Raw genomic sequence first — 16,330 nt, 5'->3', positions numbered from 1 at the left:
CGGGTATCTACACGCCGTTTGTACTGGGAAAATGCTTGAGACCAGCGGTTATCCTGTTTTAGGAATCCGGAGGGAAACACGTATAGAGTAGGGTGTCGATCGCCCCACAGCGGCCCCGAAAATCGTTGCGTTTGGGAACCAATGAAAGGCACGGAGGAAGGTTATATACATGCCATTAGGCTTGCCATCGAGGTATGACGTTGCCAGCGTGCGAGGTCTTTACACTGGCCTATCGGACGGATGGACCTACCTCAACGCAAACGCTGCGCCCCAGATTTCTGAGCGAGTGGCCGCAGGCGTTGCTCGTTCCTTCCGCATGTCGGCGGCGGTGGCCCCGCAGGAAGATTCCACTGGTGCGCACTCCGCGAACCGCACGCCGGGGCAGCTTGAGGGCGCGCGTAATTACGGCGCGGCCCGCATGGCGATCGCGGATCTCGTGGGCTCGAAGGCTGGCCGCGTTGTCTTAGGCCCTTCGCTGTCGGCGCTGTACCAGACGCTGGCGCGTAGCCTGCGCCCCATGCTGCGGCACAATTCTTCTGTCGTTTTGTCCAAGCTCGATCCGCCTGCGCTCTACACCGCGCTGGCGGAAGTTGATGCGGACGTGCGTTGGGCACAGCCGGACCTCGGCACAGGTGAGCTTCCGGCGTTCCAGTATGCCGAGCTTGTCGACGGCTCCACCCGTCTCGTTTCCTTCTCCGCCGCCCATGAGTTGTTGGGCACTGTGACACCTACTGCTGAGATCCTCGAAGCGATCCGCTCGCGCTCGCGTGCATGGACGCTTGTCGATGTCTCCGCGCTCGCCCCCTATCGACCTCTCGAGTTCGACGAGCTTGGGGCAGACATCCTTGGTATCGATATAGGCCTGCTCGGTGGCCCGCAGATCGCGGCCTTGGTATTCCGTGATGAAGCGATGTTCCGCAGGGTTGAATCGTATAGTCCGGCCAAGACTTCACACACTGCTGAAAAACTTGAGACTCCCGTGTCCACTGGCCTGGCCGGCGGCGTTGGGCCCTTGGTGGATCACCTTGCTGCGCTGGCGGGTGGCGAAGCCGGCTCCCGCCGCGTGCGCGTGCATAAGTCGATGGACGCGTTGAGTGATTACTTAAGCGAGCTCACCGCGGATCTATATACGTACCTAGGCACCTTGCCTGCCGTGCACATCCTAGGCGTGACGGGCGAGGCGGCAGCGGGTGCTTCAGATGATAGGCTGCCGCGCCTGACCTTCGCCGTGCAGGGCGTTCCCGCGGAGACTGTGCACCGTCGCCTCATTGACAACGGCTTGGTAACCACGCTGGCTTCCCGCACTCCGCTGCTGACTGAAATGGGTGCCGACGAAATTGGCGGTGCCGTTACCGTGGCACTGGGCCCATTCAACACGCATCATGACGTCGAGCAGCTCACCCGCGTGGTGGCTTCGCTGGCTTAGTGCTGCGGAACCGTCTTGCGGATGCGGGGCCGGTCTACACCTCGAGGACCAATTTGCCCGTGACCTCGCCGGAGTTGAGCGCGCGGTGGGCAGCGGCGGCGTCGGCAAGCGCAAAAGTGCCGTGGAGATGATGTTTGACCGTGCCGTCCTCGAGCCAGGGCCAGACGTGCTTGACGGTGTCCGCGACGATGGCGGCCTTGTCCTCAAGTGAGCGCGAACGCAGAGTGGTGCCTTGGAGGGTGAGGCGCTTGGCCAGAAGGATACCCATGTTGAGCTCCTCTTTTGTACCACCCTGGAGGCCGATGGTGACCAAGTGACCGTCGGTGGCTAGTGCCTTGAGGTTCTGCTTGAGGTACTTCGCGCCGATGATGTCGAGAATAACGTCACACTGGTTCTTGAGCTCCTCGGCGAAGTCCTGCTCCTTGTAATTAATGAGGACGTCCGCGCCATAGCTCTTGCAGGTATCGAGCTTCTCCTGTGAGCCCGCAGTAACGGCGACCGTGGCGCCCAGAGCCTTAGCCACCTGGATTGCGAACAGGCCGATGCCGCCCGCGCCGCCGTGGATGAGGATGGTCTGGCCTTCGCGCAGCCCTGCCTCCATGGCAAGGTTGGACCACACGGTGCACGCGACCTCGATGACGGATGCGGTGTCGGTGAGTGAGAAGCCTTTGGGAATCGGCAGGAGCTGGCCGACGGGAACCGCAACGTACTCGGCGTAACCGCCGCCCGCGAGAAGTGCTCCAATCTGGGTGCCTTCGGTCCACTCGGTGCCGTTGGCATCGACGATCTCACCGGCGACCTCAAGGCCGATCGTCTCCGATGCGCCAGGTGGCGGCGGGTAGTGGCCGCGGGCCTGCAGCAGGTCTGCTCGGTTAACGCCGGCAGCGTGGACTTTGACGAGCACCTCCCCGGGATGGAGCAGTGGCTTTTCGACGACGCCTAGCTCCAGCGCGCCCGGATCCTCAGGGTTGGTTTGCACGATAGCTTTCATGCTCGCCCAGCTTAACGAAAAGCAGACCCTGCTTGGGTGGAGAACTGGGTGGGGGAATGTGAACTCGCTTGGTGGGTTTAGTAGGCTAAGTGAGTCGCAAGACAAGGAGACGTGGCAGAGCGGCCGAATGCACTGGTCTTGAAAACCAGCGTGGGTCAAACCACCGCGGGTTCAAATCCCGCCGTCTCCGCCGTGTAAGTCTCGAGACATCGTTCCTGTGGATGGTGTCTCGAGACTTTTTCGCGCTTCGCATCGCCACGCGTGGTTTCATGTACCGCTATATGTAAATAGCGGCCAGACACCTGGTGATTTAGACACGCTAAATACACACAGAGGTACATACGCCGTGGACTGTCTTCGGTTTCCTTAATACGGGCTGCCTACGCGGTATTCTGCTCGAGCCAGGCGTTGATGCCGCCGCGCAGGGAGAAGGCCTGCGTGTAGCCGCGCTCGCGCAGGGCCGCGACTGCCTGGGCGGAGCGGATGCCGCCGGCGCAGTAGATGACGGCAGGCTCGTAATGGCCGAGCTGCGGGTTCTCACCCGCCAGGATGCGGTCCAAAAGGAAGTGCTCGGAGCCGGGAATGGAATGCTCAGCGCGCTCTTTAGCGGTGCGCACATCGATGATGCGGTAACCGGAAGGGATCTCTCGGACCTCGGGGGCGTCGGCAGGCTGCGAAGGCGCCGCGCCGCCGGATACGACGGGGATGTACTCCCACGTGCCGGAAAGCGCATCGTAGTAGCCGATCTTGCCCATGAGCAGGGAACCCGTGCCGGTGAGATGCTTGAGCGCCTCCAAGGTCATGGCAGAACCCACCGTGCCCACGACTGGGCCCAGCACGCCGGCTTGGGAGCACGACGGCACAGAGCCAGGGGCAGGTGCCGTGGGAAAGACGTCCTCGTAGACCGGACCGTGCCCAGACCAGAAGACGGAAAGCTGCGCATCGAATCCCAAAATCGAGGCCCAGACGTGCGGAATACCCAGCTCGTGGCAGGCCCACGAGCACAGGTAGCGGGCCTCAAAGTTGTCGGTGCCGTCAAGGAGGATGTCGGCCTCAGCTAGTTGTTTCAGGGCCGTCGCCGATTCCAGGCGCGGGTGCTGAATGACCCGCACATCAGGGTTAAGCGCGTGGAGGGTCTCCGCCGCGGAGACGGTCTTCGGGCCACCAATGTCGTCCATACCGTGGATGACTTGGCGCTGCAGGTTGGAAAGGGAGACCACGTCGTCGTCGAAAAGCAGGATGCGTCCCACGCCCGCACCCGCGAGGTAGAGCAGGGCAGGCGAGCCAAGCCCGCCGGCACCAATCACCGCCACCGTGGCATTAGCCAGCTTGGCCTGGCCTTCCTCACCCCATAGTGCTTCCTGGCGCGCGTAACGAATGCTCATTCCAATCCCACCCAATTGCTAAAACCGTCCGCGTGGCGCTGTTCCTTCCAGATGGGAACCTCCGCTTTCACGCGGTCGGCGCATTCCGCAGCAGCAGCGAATGCGTCGTTGCGGTGTGCCGCGGCGGCGATGACCACGAAGGCGGCGTCGCCAACGTGCAGGTCACCCGTGCGATGCGCACACCACAAACGGGCCTTGGGGTGCGCGGCGATGACCTCATCTGCCACGCGCGCGATCTCCGCATCGGCCGAAGGATGTGCCGTATACGTAAGCAGCTCCACGCCGCCGCGGCCGCCGTCGTGATTGCGCACGATTCCCTCGAAAGTAACCACCGCACCCATCGCGGCGGTGGCCACCTCTGGGTATTCGATCGGTTCCGCGGTCATGAAAGCCCCGAGAACCTTTCCGGTATCGGCGCTGACATACGAAGGATCAGTGCTCATGCTTTCCTTCCAACTGGTCGATGATGTGCGGCAACAAGGGCTTCAACACCTTGCAGCCATCCTTCACGCCGCCCGTTGAGCCAGGCAAAGCCATGGCAAAGGTACGGGCGTTGACGCCAGCGACTGTACGCGAGAGCGCAGCAGTGGGCACGCTTGCCGACGCCGCGTAAAACGCGTGCGCAATCCCTGGCAGCTCCTTGGTTAGGTGCGCGGAGACGGCCTCGACAGTGGCGTCGTCAGGCGAAATGCCCGTGCCGCCGGAAGTAAGAATCACCGAGGGGCCCTCCGCGAAGACCGTGTTCAAGGCTTCGTCGATCTCCGCATCGGGGACGATGAGTGCGTTGGGCGTATCGAAACCCATGCGGCGCAGGAATTCCACCGCGATGGGGCCGGAACGGTCCTCGTAGATGCCCGCGGCTGCGCGGGTGGAGGCCACAATTACTACTGCGCGGCGGGCCATTAGAACGGGATCACCTCAACGACATCGCCCGGCTGCAGCTGTGCGCCGGCCGGGATGCGGATGAGGGCGTTGGCGCTCATGGCCTGGGACAACAGGTGCGACCCGGTGCCACTGAAGAGTTCCGCGGTGGCGATGCCATTCTCGTAGTCCACGATGCCGCGGCGGAACTGATCGCGGCCCTTCAAGCCGGTGACAGGAACGGTGACCTGCGCGGTGTGTGCCGCGCGGGAGCGACCCAACGCCGGGCCGAGGTAGACGCGGAAGCTGACCAACGTGGACACGGGGTTGCCGGGCAGGCAAATGACGGGGACGTCGCCAAGCTTGGCCAATCCCTGCGGGCCGCCAGGCTGCTGAGCCACGTGACCGAACCAGCCATCCTCCTCGAAGACCTGGCGCACCACCTCGAACTTGCCGTGGGACACACCGCCAGAGGTGACGATGGCATCGGGCTGGTAGACGCGAACCACGCCTTCGAGATCGGAGCGCAGGATGCCTGGGTCGTCGTTGGTGCGGACAAAGGCCACAACCTCAATGCCGTACTCGCGGCACAACGCGGCGATCATCGGGGCGTTTGCGTCCGGGATGCTGGCCGCGCCCTGGCCGCCGATTTCCGCGCCGCCGGTGCACACGACGATGCGGGCAGGCGCGTAGACCTCGACCTCGGTGATGCCCTGGGAGGCCAGCGTGCCGATGGCGGCCGGGGTCAGGCGGGTGCCTTCCTCGACGAGGACCTTGCCCGCGGCGATGTCGGAACCTGCAAGGCGAATGAACTGGCCCTCAGGGGCTGCGGGGATGGTCACGGTTTCGCCCTCGCGCGGGAACTGCGGCGGCTCGCACTGCTCGACAGGCACGATGGTGACGGTTCCCTCGGGCACCTTCGCGCCGGTCATGATGGGAGTTGCGATGCCATCGCGGGCGGAACCTGGCACAGCACCGGCTGCCACGGTGGCGCCGACGGTGAAGGTGCCGCCGGTGGTGGAGGTAATGGCGTAGCCATCCATCTGCGAGTTGTCGAAGCGCGGCATGTCATAAGCTGCGGTGATGGTGCGGGCGAGGATGAGACCGTCAACTTCCAGCAGGGAGCGGGTCACCACCGTCGGTGCAGGTAGTGCTCCACGGATAGCTGCTAGGTGTTCTTCGTAACTGCGCATGCTGGCGTGCCTCTCCTTATGTGTCTGGTTAACCTCTCCAATTTTAACGGCACTTTTAATGCAAAAACTGGCATAGTGGCAGACATGGTTGAAATTCACTATTTCGCTGCCGCACGCGCTGCGGCCGGCGTGAGCCATGAGCTTGTCGACGCCCCCGCGACTCTCGGCGAGCTCCTCAACGAACTGGCCACCACGCACACCGGGACCACCGAAGCTGGAATGGGCCTGGGCGAGGTCCTCGAGCGCTGTACCTTCCTGGTCGATGGCAAAAACGCCGAGCGCGCCGCCACCCTAGAGGGCGCGACGCGCGTCGATGTGTTGCCGCCGTTTGCTGGCGGCTAGAGCCTAAAGGCCTGCTTCGTTTTAGAAGGCAGCCTCCCAGGCCTTCAGCAGAACCTCGGTCTCCTCGGCGGTGGTGATGGAGATGCGGATGCCCTCCGGGAACGCGCGCACGAGGACACCCTGCTCTGCGAGCTTGGCCGCGACCTCCTGCGGGGTGCCCAGCTGCTCGATGTTTGAAGCAGGGAACCAGATGTGGTTCGCCTCAGAAGCTGGGACGCCGAACTCGGCGAAGCGCTCGGTGAGGCGGTCGCGCTCGCGCACTGCCTCGTCGGTGCGCTCCTGTAGCGAATCCTGCGCTGCCAGGGAGTACACGGCACCAGCCTGAGCCACGGCGTTCACGGAGAACGGGATGGCTACCTTGTTGAGGGCCTCGATGATCTCCTGGGAGCCGAAGGCGTAGCCCACGCGCACACCTGCCAGGCCATAAGCCTTGGAGAACGTGCGCAGGCCGACGACGTTGGCGTGCGTTTTGATGTATTCGGTGGCCAGCGGCACGGAGTCGTTGCGGTTGTACTCGATGTAGGCCTCGTCGAGGGCCACGATGATGTCTTCCGGCACTGCGGCGAGGAACTCGTCGAATTCCTTCTTGGTGATGATGGAACCTGTGGGGTTGTTTGGGTTGCACACGAAGATGACCTTGGTCTTGTCCGTGACTGCCTGTGCCATGGCGGGCAGGTCCACGCGGTGCTCAGCGTTGAGCGGAACCGCCACCGGAGTAGCGCCCACTACCTGCGCAAAGATCGGGTAGGCCTCGAAGGAGCGCCATGGGAAGACCACCTCATCGCCAGGCAGGCACGTAATCTGCACCAGCTGCTGGCAGATAGCCGAGGAACCGGTGCCCACAGCAACCTGCTCCAAGGTCACGCCGAGGTGCTCAGCAAGGGCGCTGCGCAGCTCGATGGCGCCCATGTCTGGGTAACGGTTGGCGTCGGCAGCTGCGGCTTCCATGGCCTTGAGGGCCTCGGGGAGTGGCGGCTGAGTGGCCTCGTTGGAGGAGAGCTTTAGTGCGGTTTCGTTGCGTGCACCCGGAACATAGACGGGCAGCGAAGAAAGGTCTGGGCGAATCATGGGTACTACCTTAAGCGTTGCGCGGGCCGCGGGGGCCGAAATCGAAGTCTGCGGTTAGCGGGCCGAAAGCCTGCAGGCCCTTCGGCGCATCGAATGGGTCGAGGTGCACCTCGAGGAATGCCCCGCGTTCTGGGTGAGCGGCGATGTCTTCCAGAGCGTCCTTGAGTTCCCCCTCGGTCTTGGCGGAGTAGGACTCCATGGTGGTGTCCGCCTTGAAGACCTTCGGCAGTTCGTTGTAGTTCCAGTTCTGGATCTCGTTGTACTCCTGCTCCATGCCGAGGATGAAGCGCTCAATGGTGTAGCCATCGTTGTTGACCAGAACGATGATGGGCTTGAGCTCCTGGCGCAGGATGGTGGACAGCTCTTGGGCGGTCAGCTGGAAGGAACCGTCACCGATGAAGAGCACGTGGCGGCGCTCTGGGTTGGCCAGCTGGGAGCCGAGTACTGCCGGTAGGGTAAAGCCGATGGAGCCCCAGATGGTGGAGTTGATGTACTGCACGCCTTCAGGCATGCGTTGCGGGCCCAGGCCAATGTTGGAGGTGCCCGCTTCAGCGATAACAACGTCGTCTTCCTGGATGAATCCCAGCATCTGCTGCCAGATGCGAGCCTGCGTCAGGGCGGCGTCGGCTTCCACCTCGAAGGTCTCCGGAACGAACTTCTCGCCGCCGATCGGCTTCTTGGCAGGGATGCGCTCGAGCAGGACGTCGAGAAGCTCCAGCGTGTTAATTCCTACGAAGAACTCGCCGTCGGCGTTGAGGTGCTGATCGCCGAAGTTGAACACGTGCGCGTTGTCGAGATCGTGGGTGAAGGAACCGGAGTTGACCTCGATGAAGCGAGGGTTGGTGGTGACCAGGAAGTCGGAGTTCTCAATGCGCTCCTGCACGCCCGGGGCAGAAGCCGCGCCGTTGTAAGTGCCGATGAACAGCGGGTCGCGCTCGGAGAGGATGGCCTTGCCGGAGGAAAGCTGCGAGTAGGGCAGCTGGGCCTTGTCGATGATGGCGCGGAACTTGTCGGCGAAGCCGTGGCGGTTAGTGTCCTGATCGATGAGGATGATCGGGTCCTTAGCGGCAGCGAGGCGCTCCAGCACGCGATCGGCCGCAGCCTCGAGGCGCTCCTTGTCGGAGGAAGCCAGCTCGGTGGAGAAAGGCGTATCCGGGACCTCGATGGTCAAGTGGGTGATGTCGGAAGGGATCTGGATGTGCACTGGGCGCTTCTCACGCAGGCAGGTGTGCAGGGCCCGGTCGAATTCCTCGACCACGTTCATCGGGGAAACGCGGGTGGCTACCTCGGTAAACGGTGCGATGGCATCGAGCATGTTGGCAAAGTCGCCGTCGGCAAGCGTGTGGTGCAGGTTCCAGCGGAACTCGGTGGCGTACTGCGGCGGAGCGCCGGCGATGGAAACGAGTGGGACGTGCTCAGCGCGGGCGCCGGCGATGCCGTTTAGCGCGGAGAGCTCGCCCACGCCGTAGGTGGTGAGCAGACAGCCGACGCCGCGCTGGCGGGCGTAACCATCAGCGGCGTAGGCCGCATTGAGCTCGTTGCAGGCGCCAACGAAGCGGATGCCCTCGGCCTCGTCGATCTGCTCGAGGAAGCTCAAGTTGAAGTCGCCGGGAACTCCGATGATCTCGGAGATGCCGATGGCCTTGAGGCGGTCGAGGATAAATTCGCCGACGGTGGTCTGCATTGCGAGCCCTTTCTTTTGTTAGCGATAAAACGTGCTTTTCCGATTATCGTAGGTCACATTTTTGTTGTCATTAGTCAACATAGAGAAGTATCTTTGACATATGTCGAAACCGACGGTGCCGAACCTGGCACGGATTCAAGAGCTAGCCGATGACATCGCGCGGCAGTTGCAATGCTCGGTGGAGGTAACCACTCCCTCTATCAACGTGATTGCGGCAAGCGCGCAGTTGGGCGCCGTGGATAGTCACCGCGTGGCTTCGATTCTGGAGCGCACCCCGCCGCCGGAGCCGATCCCGTGGATGCTCAGTTATGGCATTCAGGAATCTTCTGCCCCGGTGCGCCTGCCGGCGAATGCGGAATATGACATGCTCCCGCGCGTGGTTATTCCGTTGCGCCACGGCCCTGAACTGGTAGGGCACGTGTGGATCATTGATGAGCACGCGCTTTCCGACGCCGCTCTTGCCACCGTTTCTCCGCAACTGAGCACGCTGACCAAGTTGGTAGACGAGCGCGATGCTTATCTGGCCACTCGTGCGCAGCAGCTTGGTGATTTAGCCCGTGACATCGTTGCGGGTGATGAAAGTGCGCTGGCCATAGCCCGCGAGCGCGACCTTTTGCCGCGTGATGGGGAAGTGCTCATTCATCGTATCGACGTAGACGGTGACTTGGTCCAGCTGTCGATGGAGCTCGCCCGTCCGCTGCGGCGGCGTCCGTTTCTAGCCCTGGACTTGCACGATTCGCTCATCATCGTGGAATCCCCGCGCGACGAGCAAGACACGAAAACGTTGATTGAGGAGGTTGCTTCCGCGGCCCTTACGGCGGGAACGCAGATTGGTGCGCGGGGCAGTGCGCCCACTGCGCGTCGGGCTCGTTTCATGGCCGACGTTGCGCGGCTGACCGGGCAACCTGCGATGGACTGGGCTGTGGCTGGCGCCTGGCGCGCGCTGTTGGGATGGGATCTGAGTCCGGCTACCGTGCGCGCGCTGAGCCCCGATGCCGCGCTGCTTTTAGACGCCAAGCGCAATAGCTACTGGGAAAGTCTGCTTTGCTATTTCGAGCATTCTCGCAACGTCAATGACACAGCCGCCGCGCTCTATATTCACCGTGCTACTTTGCATTATCGCCTAGACCGCGTCCGTGAGATTCTGGGCTCGGCTGCCCTCGAAGATGGCTGGCGCTGTGCCGCTTTGTATATGGCATTGAAGCTGCATGCGGCGCTTAATCGTCGTTATAACTTAAGCAGTTAGACGGTAGTGAGGGGGCTGTTTGGCACGCGTGGAGGGGCTCGGGTAAAGTAAGCGAAGATTCATCGCGAATCGCTGGAGACGTGCCAGAGCGGCCGAATGGGGCTCCCTGCTAAGGAGTTGACTTGCTTGCGCAGGTCCGGAGGTTCAAATCCTCTCGTCTCCGCCACTTGAGAAGTCTCGAGACATCGTTTACGCGCTGTCTCGAGACTTTTTGCTTAAGTCCCCATTGTGGGGCTGTGCGGTTATTGCCGCCGCTGAGCCTGGAGCTCGATAACGCTGATTCTTTGTCGTTGTAGCTCTCTGCATGGGAATCGGATAGGGGAAGGTAGTCAACCAGGCGGGTTAGCGCGTGCGGCGATACGGCTGTGCCACCGTTTCTTAGAGGCGTCCTTGTGCTGCACCGTGGTTGCCGCTAGGTGGTGAGGTCTAGACGGTGAGGAGTAGATGGTGAGGTCACCCAACAATAATCACAGCGCTTAACACGAACCGCAGTGGTTACGGGGTGACCTCACCATTTGTGGCCGCAGTAAAAGGCGAACCCCGCCCCACCAGTGATGAGCTGGCAGGACGGGGTGCGGCTTCGGAAGAGCGGGCTCGAGTACTTACATCGCCGGGGAGAGGCCCGCGTCGTCCTGGCCGCTGATGCGGTAGAGGTGCTCGTTGACGAACTCACCCACGCCCCAGCGCTCGAGCTCGCGGCCGTAGCCGGAGCGGTTAATGCCGCCGAACGGGAGGCCGGCAGCGGTGACGGAAGCCTCGTTGACGAAGGTCATGCCGTCGTTAAGCTGCTGCGCCACCTCGAAGGCTTTGTCGAGGTCGGAACCCCACACGGAGCTGGAGAGGCCATAGTCAGAGTTGTTGGCAATTGCGATGGCCTCGTCGATGTCCTTTGCCTTGTAGATGACTGCGACTGGGCCGAAGATCTCGTTGCAGGCGATCTCGGCGGAAGGATCGACGTCGCTAAGCAGCGTTGGCTCCATGTAGGCGCCGTCGCGGTCTACCTTCTTGCCACCCACACGGACGGTGGCGGTGCCATCGGCAACAGCCTTGTCGAGGCGCTCGATGATTTCGTCGCGGGCACCGATGGAGGACAGTGGGCCGATGTCGGCATTCTCGTCGTCGTATGGGCCGACCTTGAGGTTGCCGATCTTCTCCACAAGGTAGTCGAGGGTGCGATCGTAGAAATCTTCCAACACAATCAGGCGCTTTGGGGCGTTGCAGGCCTGGCCGGTGTTGTACATGCGGATTGGTACGAACTGATCGAGGGTCCACTCGAGCTTCTTGTCATCGATGATGATGAATGGGTCGTTGCCGCCGAGCTCCAGCACGGACTTCTTGTAGTTCTCACCCGCGGTCTTTGCCACCGCAGCGCCGGCTGCTTCAGAGCCGGTGAGGGAAACGCCCTTGATGCGCTTGTCCGCCACGAAGGCATCCATCTGGGAGCCGGAAGCGTAGATGTTGATGAAAGCGTCCTTCGGCAGACCCGCCTCTTCCAGGAGATCCTGGCAGGCCTGGGAAGACAGCGGGCAGATGGAAGCGTGCTTGAGCACGATGGTGTTACCCAGCAAAAGGTTCGGCGCCGCGAAGCGGGCAACCTGGTAGTACGGGAAGTTCCATGGCATAACGCCCAGCAGCGGGCCGAGCGGCTCCTTTCGAACAACAGTCTTTTGCGCGCCCTGGGCCGCCAAGTACTCGGGCGCGAGCAGCTCGTGGGCGTGCTCGGCGTACCAGCGGTAGATGTCAGCGACGATTTGAATCTCGCCCTTTGCCCAGCGTGTGAGCTTACCCATCTCACGGCCGATGTGCTCGGCTAGCTTGTCTGCGTTTTCTTCATAGAGTTCCGCAGTGCGGAAGAGGATGGCTGCACGCTCCTCGATTGAGGTGCGGGACCAGCTCTTGAAGGCTTCCGTGGAGCGGTCCAGGATCGCGTCACGGTCGGAGTCATTGATGCGGTCGAAGGTCTCCTCGGAGACGCCGGTGTTTGGGTTCTCAAGTGCAAAAGTACTCATGTCCCCTGTGTACCCGCGATGTGCCGAGCCTTCAAGAAAAATTAGTCACTTATAAGAGTGGTAAATCGCCCGAAGAGGTCTATTATCCCTATTTGTGAAACGTAGTTCTTCGCAGAACCGAAGCCGCATCTTTGGTCCTGCGCGCGTGACAGCTTTGGGCTTTTTACTGCTCATCATGCTGGGGACATTCCTGCTGATGCTGCCTTTTTCTACCGAAGGCACGCAGTGGACTCCTCCTTTGCACGCTTTCTTTACAGCGACTTCCGCTGTCTCTCTGACCGGTCTCATCGTTAAAGACACCGGCACGTACTGGACTCCCTTCGGCCAAGTGGTAATTATTGCCCTCATCCAGCTCGGCGGCTTGGGAATCATGTCGCTTGCTTCCTTGTCCGGCATGCTTTTAACCGGACGCATCAGCTTGAAAGCGCGGCGCTCGACGGCCGCCGAGGGCCGCCCCGTAGCCGGCGGCATTCGCCGTACCCTCTTGTTTACTTTTCTCGCCACCCTCGTTTGCGAGGCTGCAGTTGCTGTCCTCTTGGCCCTGCGCCTGCATTTCGCACATGGCGTCCCGGTGCTGCGCGCGATGTGGGAGGGTGTCTTCCACGCGATTTCGGCATTTAACAACGCGGGTTTTAGTACGTACTCGGACAATATGATTGGTTTTAATACCGATGCGTGGATTCTGCTGCCGGTGGCCTTTGCGCTCATCGTGGGTGGCTTGGGCTATCCCATGTTGGCGGAGATAGTGCGCCGTATCCGCGGCCGGTTCAAGCTCGCCCTGCGAGGGCATGCGCCGCGTGTGCACCACATGTCCATTACCGCGCGGATGACGCTGGTGGGAACTGCCATTTTGCTCTTCGGCGGCATGGCGTTTTTCTTGGTGGCTGAGTGGTCCGGCGTGCTGGCGGACATGCCGTTTGGCACCAAGCTGCTCAATAGCTTCTTCATTAGCGCTTCGCCGCGTACCGCGGGCTTTAATGCCATCGACTACGGGCAGGCGCATTCCATTACCTTGATGGCCTCGGACATCTTGATGTTCATAGGCGGCGGCTCCGCCGGTACGGCCGGCGGCGTGAAGGTGACCACCACCTGCGTGCTCGTTGCGGCGATGGCGGCGGAGTTCCTGGGCCGTGAGGACACCACCATCGGTAAGCGCCGTTTGCCAAATTCGATTACGCGCCAGGCGCTCGCCCTGACTGTGGCCGGTGTGGCAGTGGTGATGTTCGGAGTTGGAACCCTCGTGGTTTTGAACCCGCAATTCTCCACCGATCAGATCACCTTCGAGGTGCTCTCGGCTTTCGCCACCGTTGGCTTGTCTACAGGTATTACGGCCAACCTGACCGCGCCTTCCCAGATTATTTTGTGCTTCATCATGTACCTTGGCCGCGTTGGGCCGACCACGCTAGTGGCCGCTTTGGCCGCACGTACCCTTACCCGTCACTATCGCTACCCAGTAGAAAGGCCGTTCATTGGCTAACATCTTCGGCGCGCTGCGCCACGAAAAGCAATCCATCGACATCCCCGCAGTGGTGGTCATCGGCTTGGGGCGCTTCGGTTTTTCCCTGGCACGTGAACTTATGGATCATGGCGTTGAGGTGCTCGGCATTGACAATTGCGAGAAGTTCGTGCGCGATTACTCGCCGGTTCTCACCGAGGTAGTACAAGCTGATACAACCGACGCCGAGGTCTTGCACCAGCTGGGCATCGACGAGGTGGACCGCGTGGTGCTGGCCATCGGCTCGCACCTAGAGGACTCCATTTTGACCGCCTCCAATCTGGTAGAACTCGGCGTAAAGGACATTTGGGCGAAGGCGGACTCCGACGCGCATGCACGCATCCTGCTGCAGCTGGGCGTACACCACGTCATCCGCCCAGAACGCGACACCGGCCGCCGCATTGCGCACTTGCTCGGCGGCAAGTTCGAAGATTTCGCCGAAATCGCCGAGGACTATGGCGTTACCAAGCTCACTCCGCCCGCGCACTTGGTTCAAACCCCACTAGATCCGCAGAAAACGTGGGAAAAACATCGCGTGCAGCTGGTCTCAGTGCGCAAGGACTATGGCCACTGGATGCCTGTTGAGAAAGGCCAGCAATTGAACCCGACGGATCTCATCGTGATTGCCGGCAGCCCCATCGCCTTGGAGAAGTTCTCCGGGGCTGGGTCTTAGTATTCTTAGTCCCCTGCCTGGCGGTATCCGCGGCGCAGGTCATCGACCACATAAGGATGATCGAGCGTGGAGGCCGGCAGGTCGCGCGGCTGGTTATCTAAGCCGAATGATTGCGCGGCCTCGAGAGTCGCATCATCGAGGTAGCGCAGCGGGGGAGCGTAGTTGGGCACGGAGATTTCCTCCGCGCAAGCTACAAAGCCCCAGTCACCAAAGGTGGGCACGTGCACGTGATAAGGCACGGTGGGGCAGCCGGCGGAACGCAGTGTGGAATCGATACGCCAGAACACATCGGGAGTGCTAAAAGCGCTGGTTGCTTGCACGACCATTTTGCCGCCGGGAGCGAGCATCTTGTGCGCCATGGAGTAGAACTCTTCCGAGTAAAGACGGGCCATGGCGGCGGAGTCGGGGTCGGGTAGATCGATGAGGACGGCGTCGTAAAGCGTGTGATCACCGCCCGAACGCAACCAGGTAAACGCATCCTCGTTGAGGATCCGCACGCGGGGATCTTCCATGGCGCCCCCGTTGTCCTCGCGCAGGACCGTGTTGGCCACGTTCACTACCTCGGGATCGAGCTCGACCTGGGTGACCTTAAAGTCCATCTTGAGCAGCTCGCGCGCGGCTAAGCCATCGCCGCCGCCGATGACGAGCACTCGCCCGGCTGGCTCGGCAGGCAGCACGGGATAGACCAGGGACTCGGTGTAGCGGTACTCATCGCGGGAGGAATATTGCAGGCCGCCGTTGAGATAGAGGCGTGAATCCTTGCCGCGTTTGGTCACCACGATGTCCTGGTAATCCGAGGTATGGGCGTAAATGACAGGATCATCGTAGAGCGATTGCCGGGCGGTTACCACTATGGATTCGCTGCGGATGATGAGAGTAAGCAGCAAGGCGATAGCGCCCAGCAGCGCGAGGACATGCATTAGAAGCTGCTTGCCGGCGAGCACCGTGCGCAGTAGAAGCAGCGCAACCACGAGTGCGGCGATGAGGTTGACCAAGCCGGCCGCAGCGGTGCCACGAATCATGCCCAGCCACGGCAGCAAGACAAATGGCCATGCCAAACCGCCCAGCAGGCCGCCGAGGTAATCCGCGAAGTTGAGGTTGGCCACCACCGAGCCGGAATCCTCAGCATTCGAGGTACGCCCGTGCTGAATCAGCGTCATAAGCAGTGGCACTTCCATACCCACCAAAATGCCAATGATCAGCGTCGCTACGACCAAAATGAGGGTGGACTGGCCGACAAGTGCGAAGACCATGTAGAGCACCACGGCGCTCACGCCGCCGCACAAGCCGAGCAAGGTTTCGACGATGAGGAAAGAACTCGCCGGACACGACAAGAATGGCTTGGCCATCAACGCACCCACGCCCAAGGAGGCGACGTAGCCTGCCACGATCAGCGAGGTCTCTACGATGCCGCCGCCATTGAGGCTCGTGGACAGCGTCAGCAAGGCCAGCTCGTAGACTAAGCCCGAAGCTGCGCAGATACAGACGGAAATAAGCAGAGCTACCCGCCAGGCGCGCGAGCGGACCAGCGGATCTGCGGCGGGGGAAGCGTTTAGGTCAGACATGCGGCATTAATTACGCCGACGACGAGGAGGATGACGCCCGCGCAGAAGGCGCCCGCGCGGGGCTTGGTATCTTCCACCAGATCCCGGAAACGGCCGGGGATAAGCGCCTCCAAAATGACCAACGCTAGTGCCTGCAGCACGATGCCGACTAGGCCGTAGACAGCGGTTTCTAGCAGGTCAAAAGAGTGCACGATGGAGGTAACAAGCACCGCTCCCAGGGCAATCTGCTGGGCGGAAGCGATGACCGCAGCGTTGACGTGATGATCAACGAAGACAGCGCGGTAAAGCTTGCCTGGAGTGAGCAGATCCAGAACTACGAAGCCGGCGAGTAGCAGCACCGCTGCAACACCGAAATAAGCAAAGGTGGCCAGGATTGAATCGAGCATGAACTA

The 16,330-nt window shown here is 61.6% G+C and carries 15 protein-coding genes and 2 tRNA genes; 7 read left to right on the top strand and 10 right to left on the bottom strand.

Annotated features, from left to right (window positions below; translation table 11 throughout):
* The first annotated feature begins 169 nt into the window (after positions 1 to 169).
* Entirely contained in the window at positions 170 to 1,426 is a 1,257-nt protein-coding gene (locus tag HMPREF0308_RS07945) for an aminotransferase class V-fold PLP-dependent enzyme (protein WP_005530450.1), read from the top strand.
* Between the two features lie 34 nt (positions 1,427 to 1,460).
* Here HMPREF0308_RS07945 and HMPREF0308_RS07940 read toward each other — a convergent pair whose 3' ends face one another.
* A complete protein-coding gene (locus HMPREF0308_RS07940; protein WP_005530448.1) occupies positions 1,461 to 2,417 on the bottom strand; it encodes an NAD(P)H-quinone oxidoreductase in 957 nt (318 codons plus the stop codon).
* A 105-nt stretch (positions 2,418 to 2,522) separates the two neighbouring features.
* On the opposite strand from HMPREF0308_RS07940, the gene HMPREF0308_RS07935 reads away from it, so the two are divergent.
* Positions 2,523 to 2,607 (top strand) — tRNA-Ser (locus tag HMPREF0308_RS07935).
* A gap of 190 nt (positions 2,608 to 2,797) precedes the next feature.
* On the opposite strand, the gene HMPREF0308_RS07930 is transcribed toward HMPREF0308_RS07935, so the two are convergent.
* From HMPREF0308_RS07930 to HMPREF0308_RS07915, 4 genes are read right to left on the bottom strand one after another with little or no spacing between them, the layout of a single operon-like run.
* On the bottom strand, positions 2,798 to 3,802 hold the full coding sequence (locus HMPREF0308_RS07930; protein ID WP_005530446.1) for a ThiF family adenylyltransferase: 1,005 nt from the start codon (positions 3,800 to 3,802) through the stop codon (positions 2,798 to 2,800).
* Positions 3,799 to 4,245: a molybdenum cofactor biosynthesis protein MoaE gene (locus HMPREF0308_RS07925; protein ID WP_005530444.1), complete on the bottom strand. Its 447-nt coding sequence runs from the start codon at positions 4,243 to 4,245 to the stop codon at positions 3,799 to 3,801. The genes HMPREF0308_RS07930 and HMPREF0308_RS07925 overlap by 4 nt, the downstream gene beginning before the upstream one ends.
* On the bottom strand, positions 4,235 to 4,705 hold the full coding sequence (locus HMPREF0308_RS07920; protein WP_005530441.1) for a MogA/MoaB family molybdenum cofactor biosynthesis protein: 471 nt from the start codon (positions 4,703 to 4,705) through the stop codon (positions 4,235 to 4,237). The genes HMPREF0308_RS07925 and HMPREF0308_RS07920 overlap by 11 nt, the downstream gene beginning before the upstream one ends.
* Positions 4,705 to 5,856, bottom strand: coding sequence for a molybdopterin molybdotransferase MoeA (locus HMPREF0308_RS07915; protein ID WP_005530439.1), 1,152 nt, complete (start codon positions 5,854 to 5,856; stop codon positions 4,705 to 4,707). Before HMPREF0308_RS07915 ends, HMPREF0308_RS07920 begins: the two co-directional genes overlap by 1 nt.
* A gap of 84 nt (positions 5,857 to 5,940) precedes the next feature.
* Here HMPREF0308_RS07915 and HMPREF0308_RS07910 point away from each other — a divergent pair, with 84 nt between their 5' ends.
* The gene (locus HMPREF0308_RS07910; protein WP_034657333.1) at positions 5,941 to 6,198 is read left to right on the top strand and encodes a MoaD/ThiS family protein; all 258 of its coding nucleotides are present in this window, start codon (positions 5,941 to 5,943) and stop codon (positions 6,196 to 6,198) included.
* A 21-nt stretch (positions 6,199 to 6,219) separates the two neighbouring features.
* Here the strand turns inward: HMPREF0308_RS07910 and hisC are convergent, their stop codons facing one another.
* Together hisC and HMPREF0308_RS07900 are read right to left on the bottom strand one after the other, a co-directional pair.
* Entirely contained in the window at positions 6,220 to 7,266 is a 1,047-nt protein-coding gene (gene hisC, locus HMPREF0308_RS07905; RefSeq protein WP_005530435.1) for a histidinol-phosphate transaminase, read from the bottom strand.
* A gap of 10 nt (positions 7,267 to 7,276) precedes the next feature.
* Complete coding sequence (locus tag HMPREF0308_RS07900; RefSeq protein ID WP_005530434.1) at positions 7,277 to 8,950, bottom strand: alpha-keto acid decarboxylase family protein; 1,674 nt, start codon at positions 8,948 to 8,950, stop codon at positions 7,277 to 7,279.
* A gap of 100 nt (positions 8,951 to 9,050) precedes the next feature.
* On the opposite strand from HMPREF0308_RS07900, the gene HMPREF0308_RS07895 reads away from it, so the two are divergent.
* On the top strand, positions 9,051 to 10,196 hold the full coding sequence (locus HMPREF0308_RS07895; protein WP_005530432.1) for a PucR family transcriptional regulator: 1,146 nt from the start codon (positions 9,051 to 9,053) through the stop codon (positions 10,194 to 10,196).
* A gap of 74 nt (positions 10,197 to 10,270) precedes the next feature.
* Positions 10,271 to 10,362: transfer RNA gene (locus HMPREF0308_RS07890), tRNA-Ser, on the top strand.
* 436 nt (positions 10,363 to 10,798) lie between these two features.
* Here HMPREF0308_RS07890 and HMPREF0308_RS07885 read toward each other — a convergent pair.
* Entirely contained in the window at positions 10,799 to 12,205 is a 1,407-nt protein-coding gene (locus tag HMPREF0308_RS07885) for an NAD-dependent succinate-semialdehyde dehydrogenase (RefSeq protein ID WP_005530427.1), read from the bottom strand.
* 175 nt (positions 12,206 to 12,380) lie between these two features.
* Between HMPREF0308_RS07885 and HMPREF0308_RS07880 the strand changes: the two genes are divergently transcribed.
* Both HMPREF0308_RS07880 and HMPREF0308_RS07875 read left to right on the top strand, forming a co-directional pair.
* Complete coding sequence (locus tag HMPREF0308_RS07880) at positions 12,381 to 13,682, top strand: TrkH family potassium uptake protein (protein WP_080548642.1); 1,302 nt, start codon at positions 12,381 to 12,383, stop codon at positions 13,680 to 13,682.
* A complete protein-coding gene (locus HMPREF0308_RS07875) occupies positions 13,675 to 14,373 on the top strand; it encodes a potassium channel family protein (RefSeq protein ID WP_005530423.1) in 699 nt (232 codons plus the stop codon). Before HMPREF0308_RS07880 ends, HMPREF0308_RS07875 begins: the two co-directional genes overlap by 8 nt.
* 5 nt (positions 14,374 to 14,378) lie before the next feature.
* On the opposite strand, the gene HMPREF0308_RS07870 is transcribed toward HMPREF0308_RS07875, so the two are convergent.
* Together HMPREF0308_RS07870 and HMPREF0308_RS07865 are read right to left on the bottom strand one after the other, a co-directional pair.
* Positions 14,379 to 15,938, bottom strand: a complete 1,560-nt coding sequence (locus HMPREF0308_RS07870; protein WP_005530421.1) for a polyamine aminopropyltransferase — start codon at positions 15,936 to 15,938, stop codon at positions 14,379 to 14,381.
* Complete coding sequence (locus HMPREF0308_RS07865) at positions 15,926 to 16,324, bottom strand: DUF350 domain-containing protein (RefSeq protein WP_005530419.1); 399 nt, start codon at positions 16,322 to 16,324, stop codon at positions 15,926 to 15,928. Before HMPREF0308_RS07865 ends, HMPREF0308_RS07870 begins: the two co-directional genes overlap by 13 nt.
* Between the last annotated feature and the right edge of the window lie 6 nt (positions 16,325 to 16,330).

This window comes from Corynebacterium striatum ATCC 6940 (assembly GCF_000159135.1).
Classification (GTDB): domain Bacteria; phylum Actinomycetota; class Actinomycetes; order Mycobacteriales; family Mycobacteriaceae; genus Corynebacterium; species Corynebacterium striatum.
Note: the sequence above shows the minus strand (reverse complement) of the source record. Positions and strands in the feature narration are given on the sequence as shown.

Bases quoted from the DNA above. Each gene is read 5' to 3' on its own strand.
- HMPREF0308_RS07945 (WP_005530450.1), top strand. From the start codon at position 170: ATGCCATTAGGCTTGCCATCGAGGTATGACGTTGCCAGCGTGCGAGGT.
- HMPREF0308_RS07940 (WP_005530448.1), bottom strand. From the start codon at position 2,417: ATGAAAGCTATCGTGCAAACCAACCCTGAGGATCCGGGCGCGCTGGAG.
- HMPREF0308_RS07930 (WP_005530446.1), bottom strand. From the start codon at position 3,802: ATGAGCATTCGTTACGCGCGCCAGGAAGCACTATGGGGTGAGGAAGGC.
- HMPREF0308_RS07925 (WP_005530444.1), bottom strand. From the start codon at position 4,245: ATGAGCACTGATCCTTCGTATGTCAGCGCCGATACCGGAAAGGTTCTC.
- HMPREF0308_RS07920 (WP_005530441.1), bottom strand. From the start codon at position 4,705: ATGGCCCGCCGCGCAGTAGTAATTGTGGCCTCCACCCGCGCAGCCGCG.
- HMPREF0308_RS07915 (WP_005530439.1), bottom strand. From the start codon at position 5,856: ATGCGCAGTTACGAAGAACACCTAGCAGCTATCCGTGGAGCACTACCT.
- HMPREF0308_RS07910 (WP_034657333.1), top strand. From the start codon at position 5,941: ATGGTTGAAATTCACTATTTCGCTGCCGCACGCGCTGCGGCCGGCGTG.
- hisC (WP_005530435.1), bottom strand. From the start codon at position 7,266: ATGATTCGCCCAGACCTTTCTTCGCTGCCCGTCTATGTTCCGGGTGCA.
- HMPREF0308_RS07900 (WP_005530434.1), bottom strand. From the start codon at position 8,950: ATGCAGACCACCGTCGGCGAATTTATCCTCGACCGCCTCAAGGCCATC.
- HMPREF0308_RS07895 (WP_005530432.1), top strand. From the start codon at position 9,051: ATGTCGAAACCGACGGTGCCGAACCTGGCACGGATTCAAGAGCTAGCC.
- HMPREF0308_RS07885 (WP_005530427.1), bottom strand. From the start codon at position 12,205: ATGAGTACTTTTGCACTTGAGAACCCAAACACCGGCGTCTCCGAGGAG.
- HMPREF0308_RS07880 (WP_080548642.1), top strand. From the start codon at position 12,381: ATGCTGGGGACATTCCTGCTGATGCTGCCTTTTTCTACCGAAGGCACG.
- HMPREF0308_RS07870 (WP_005530421.1), bottom strand. From the start codon at position 15,938: ATGTCTGACCTAAACGCTTCCCCCGCCGCAGATCCGCTGGTCCGCTCG.
- HMPREF0308_RS07865 (WP_005530419.1), bottom strand. From the start codon at position 16,324: ATGCTCGATTCAATCCTGGCCACCTTTGCTTATTTCGGTGTTGCAGCG.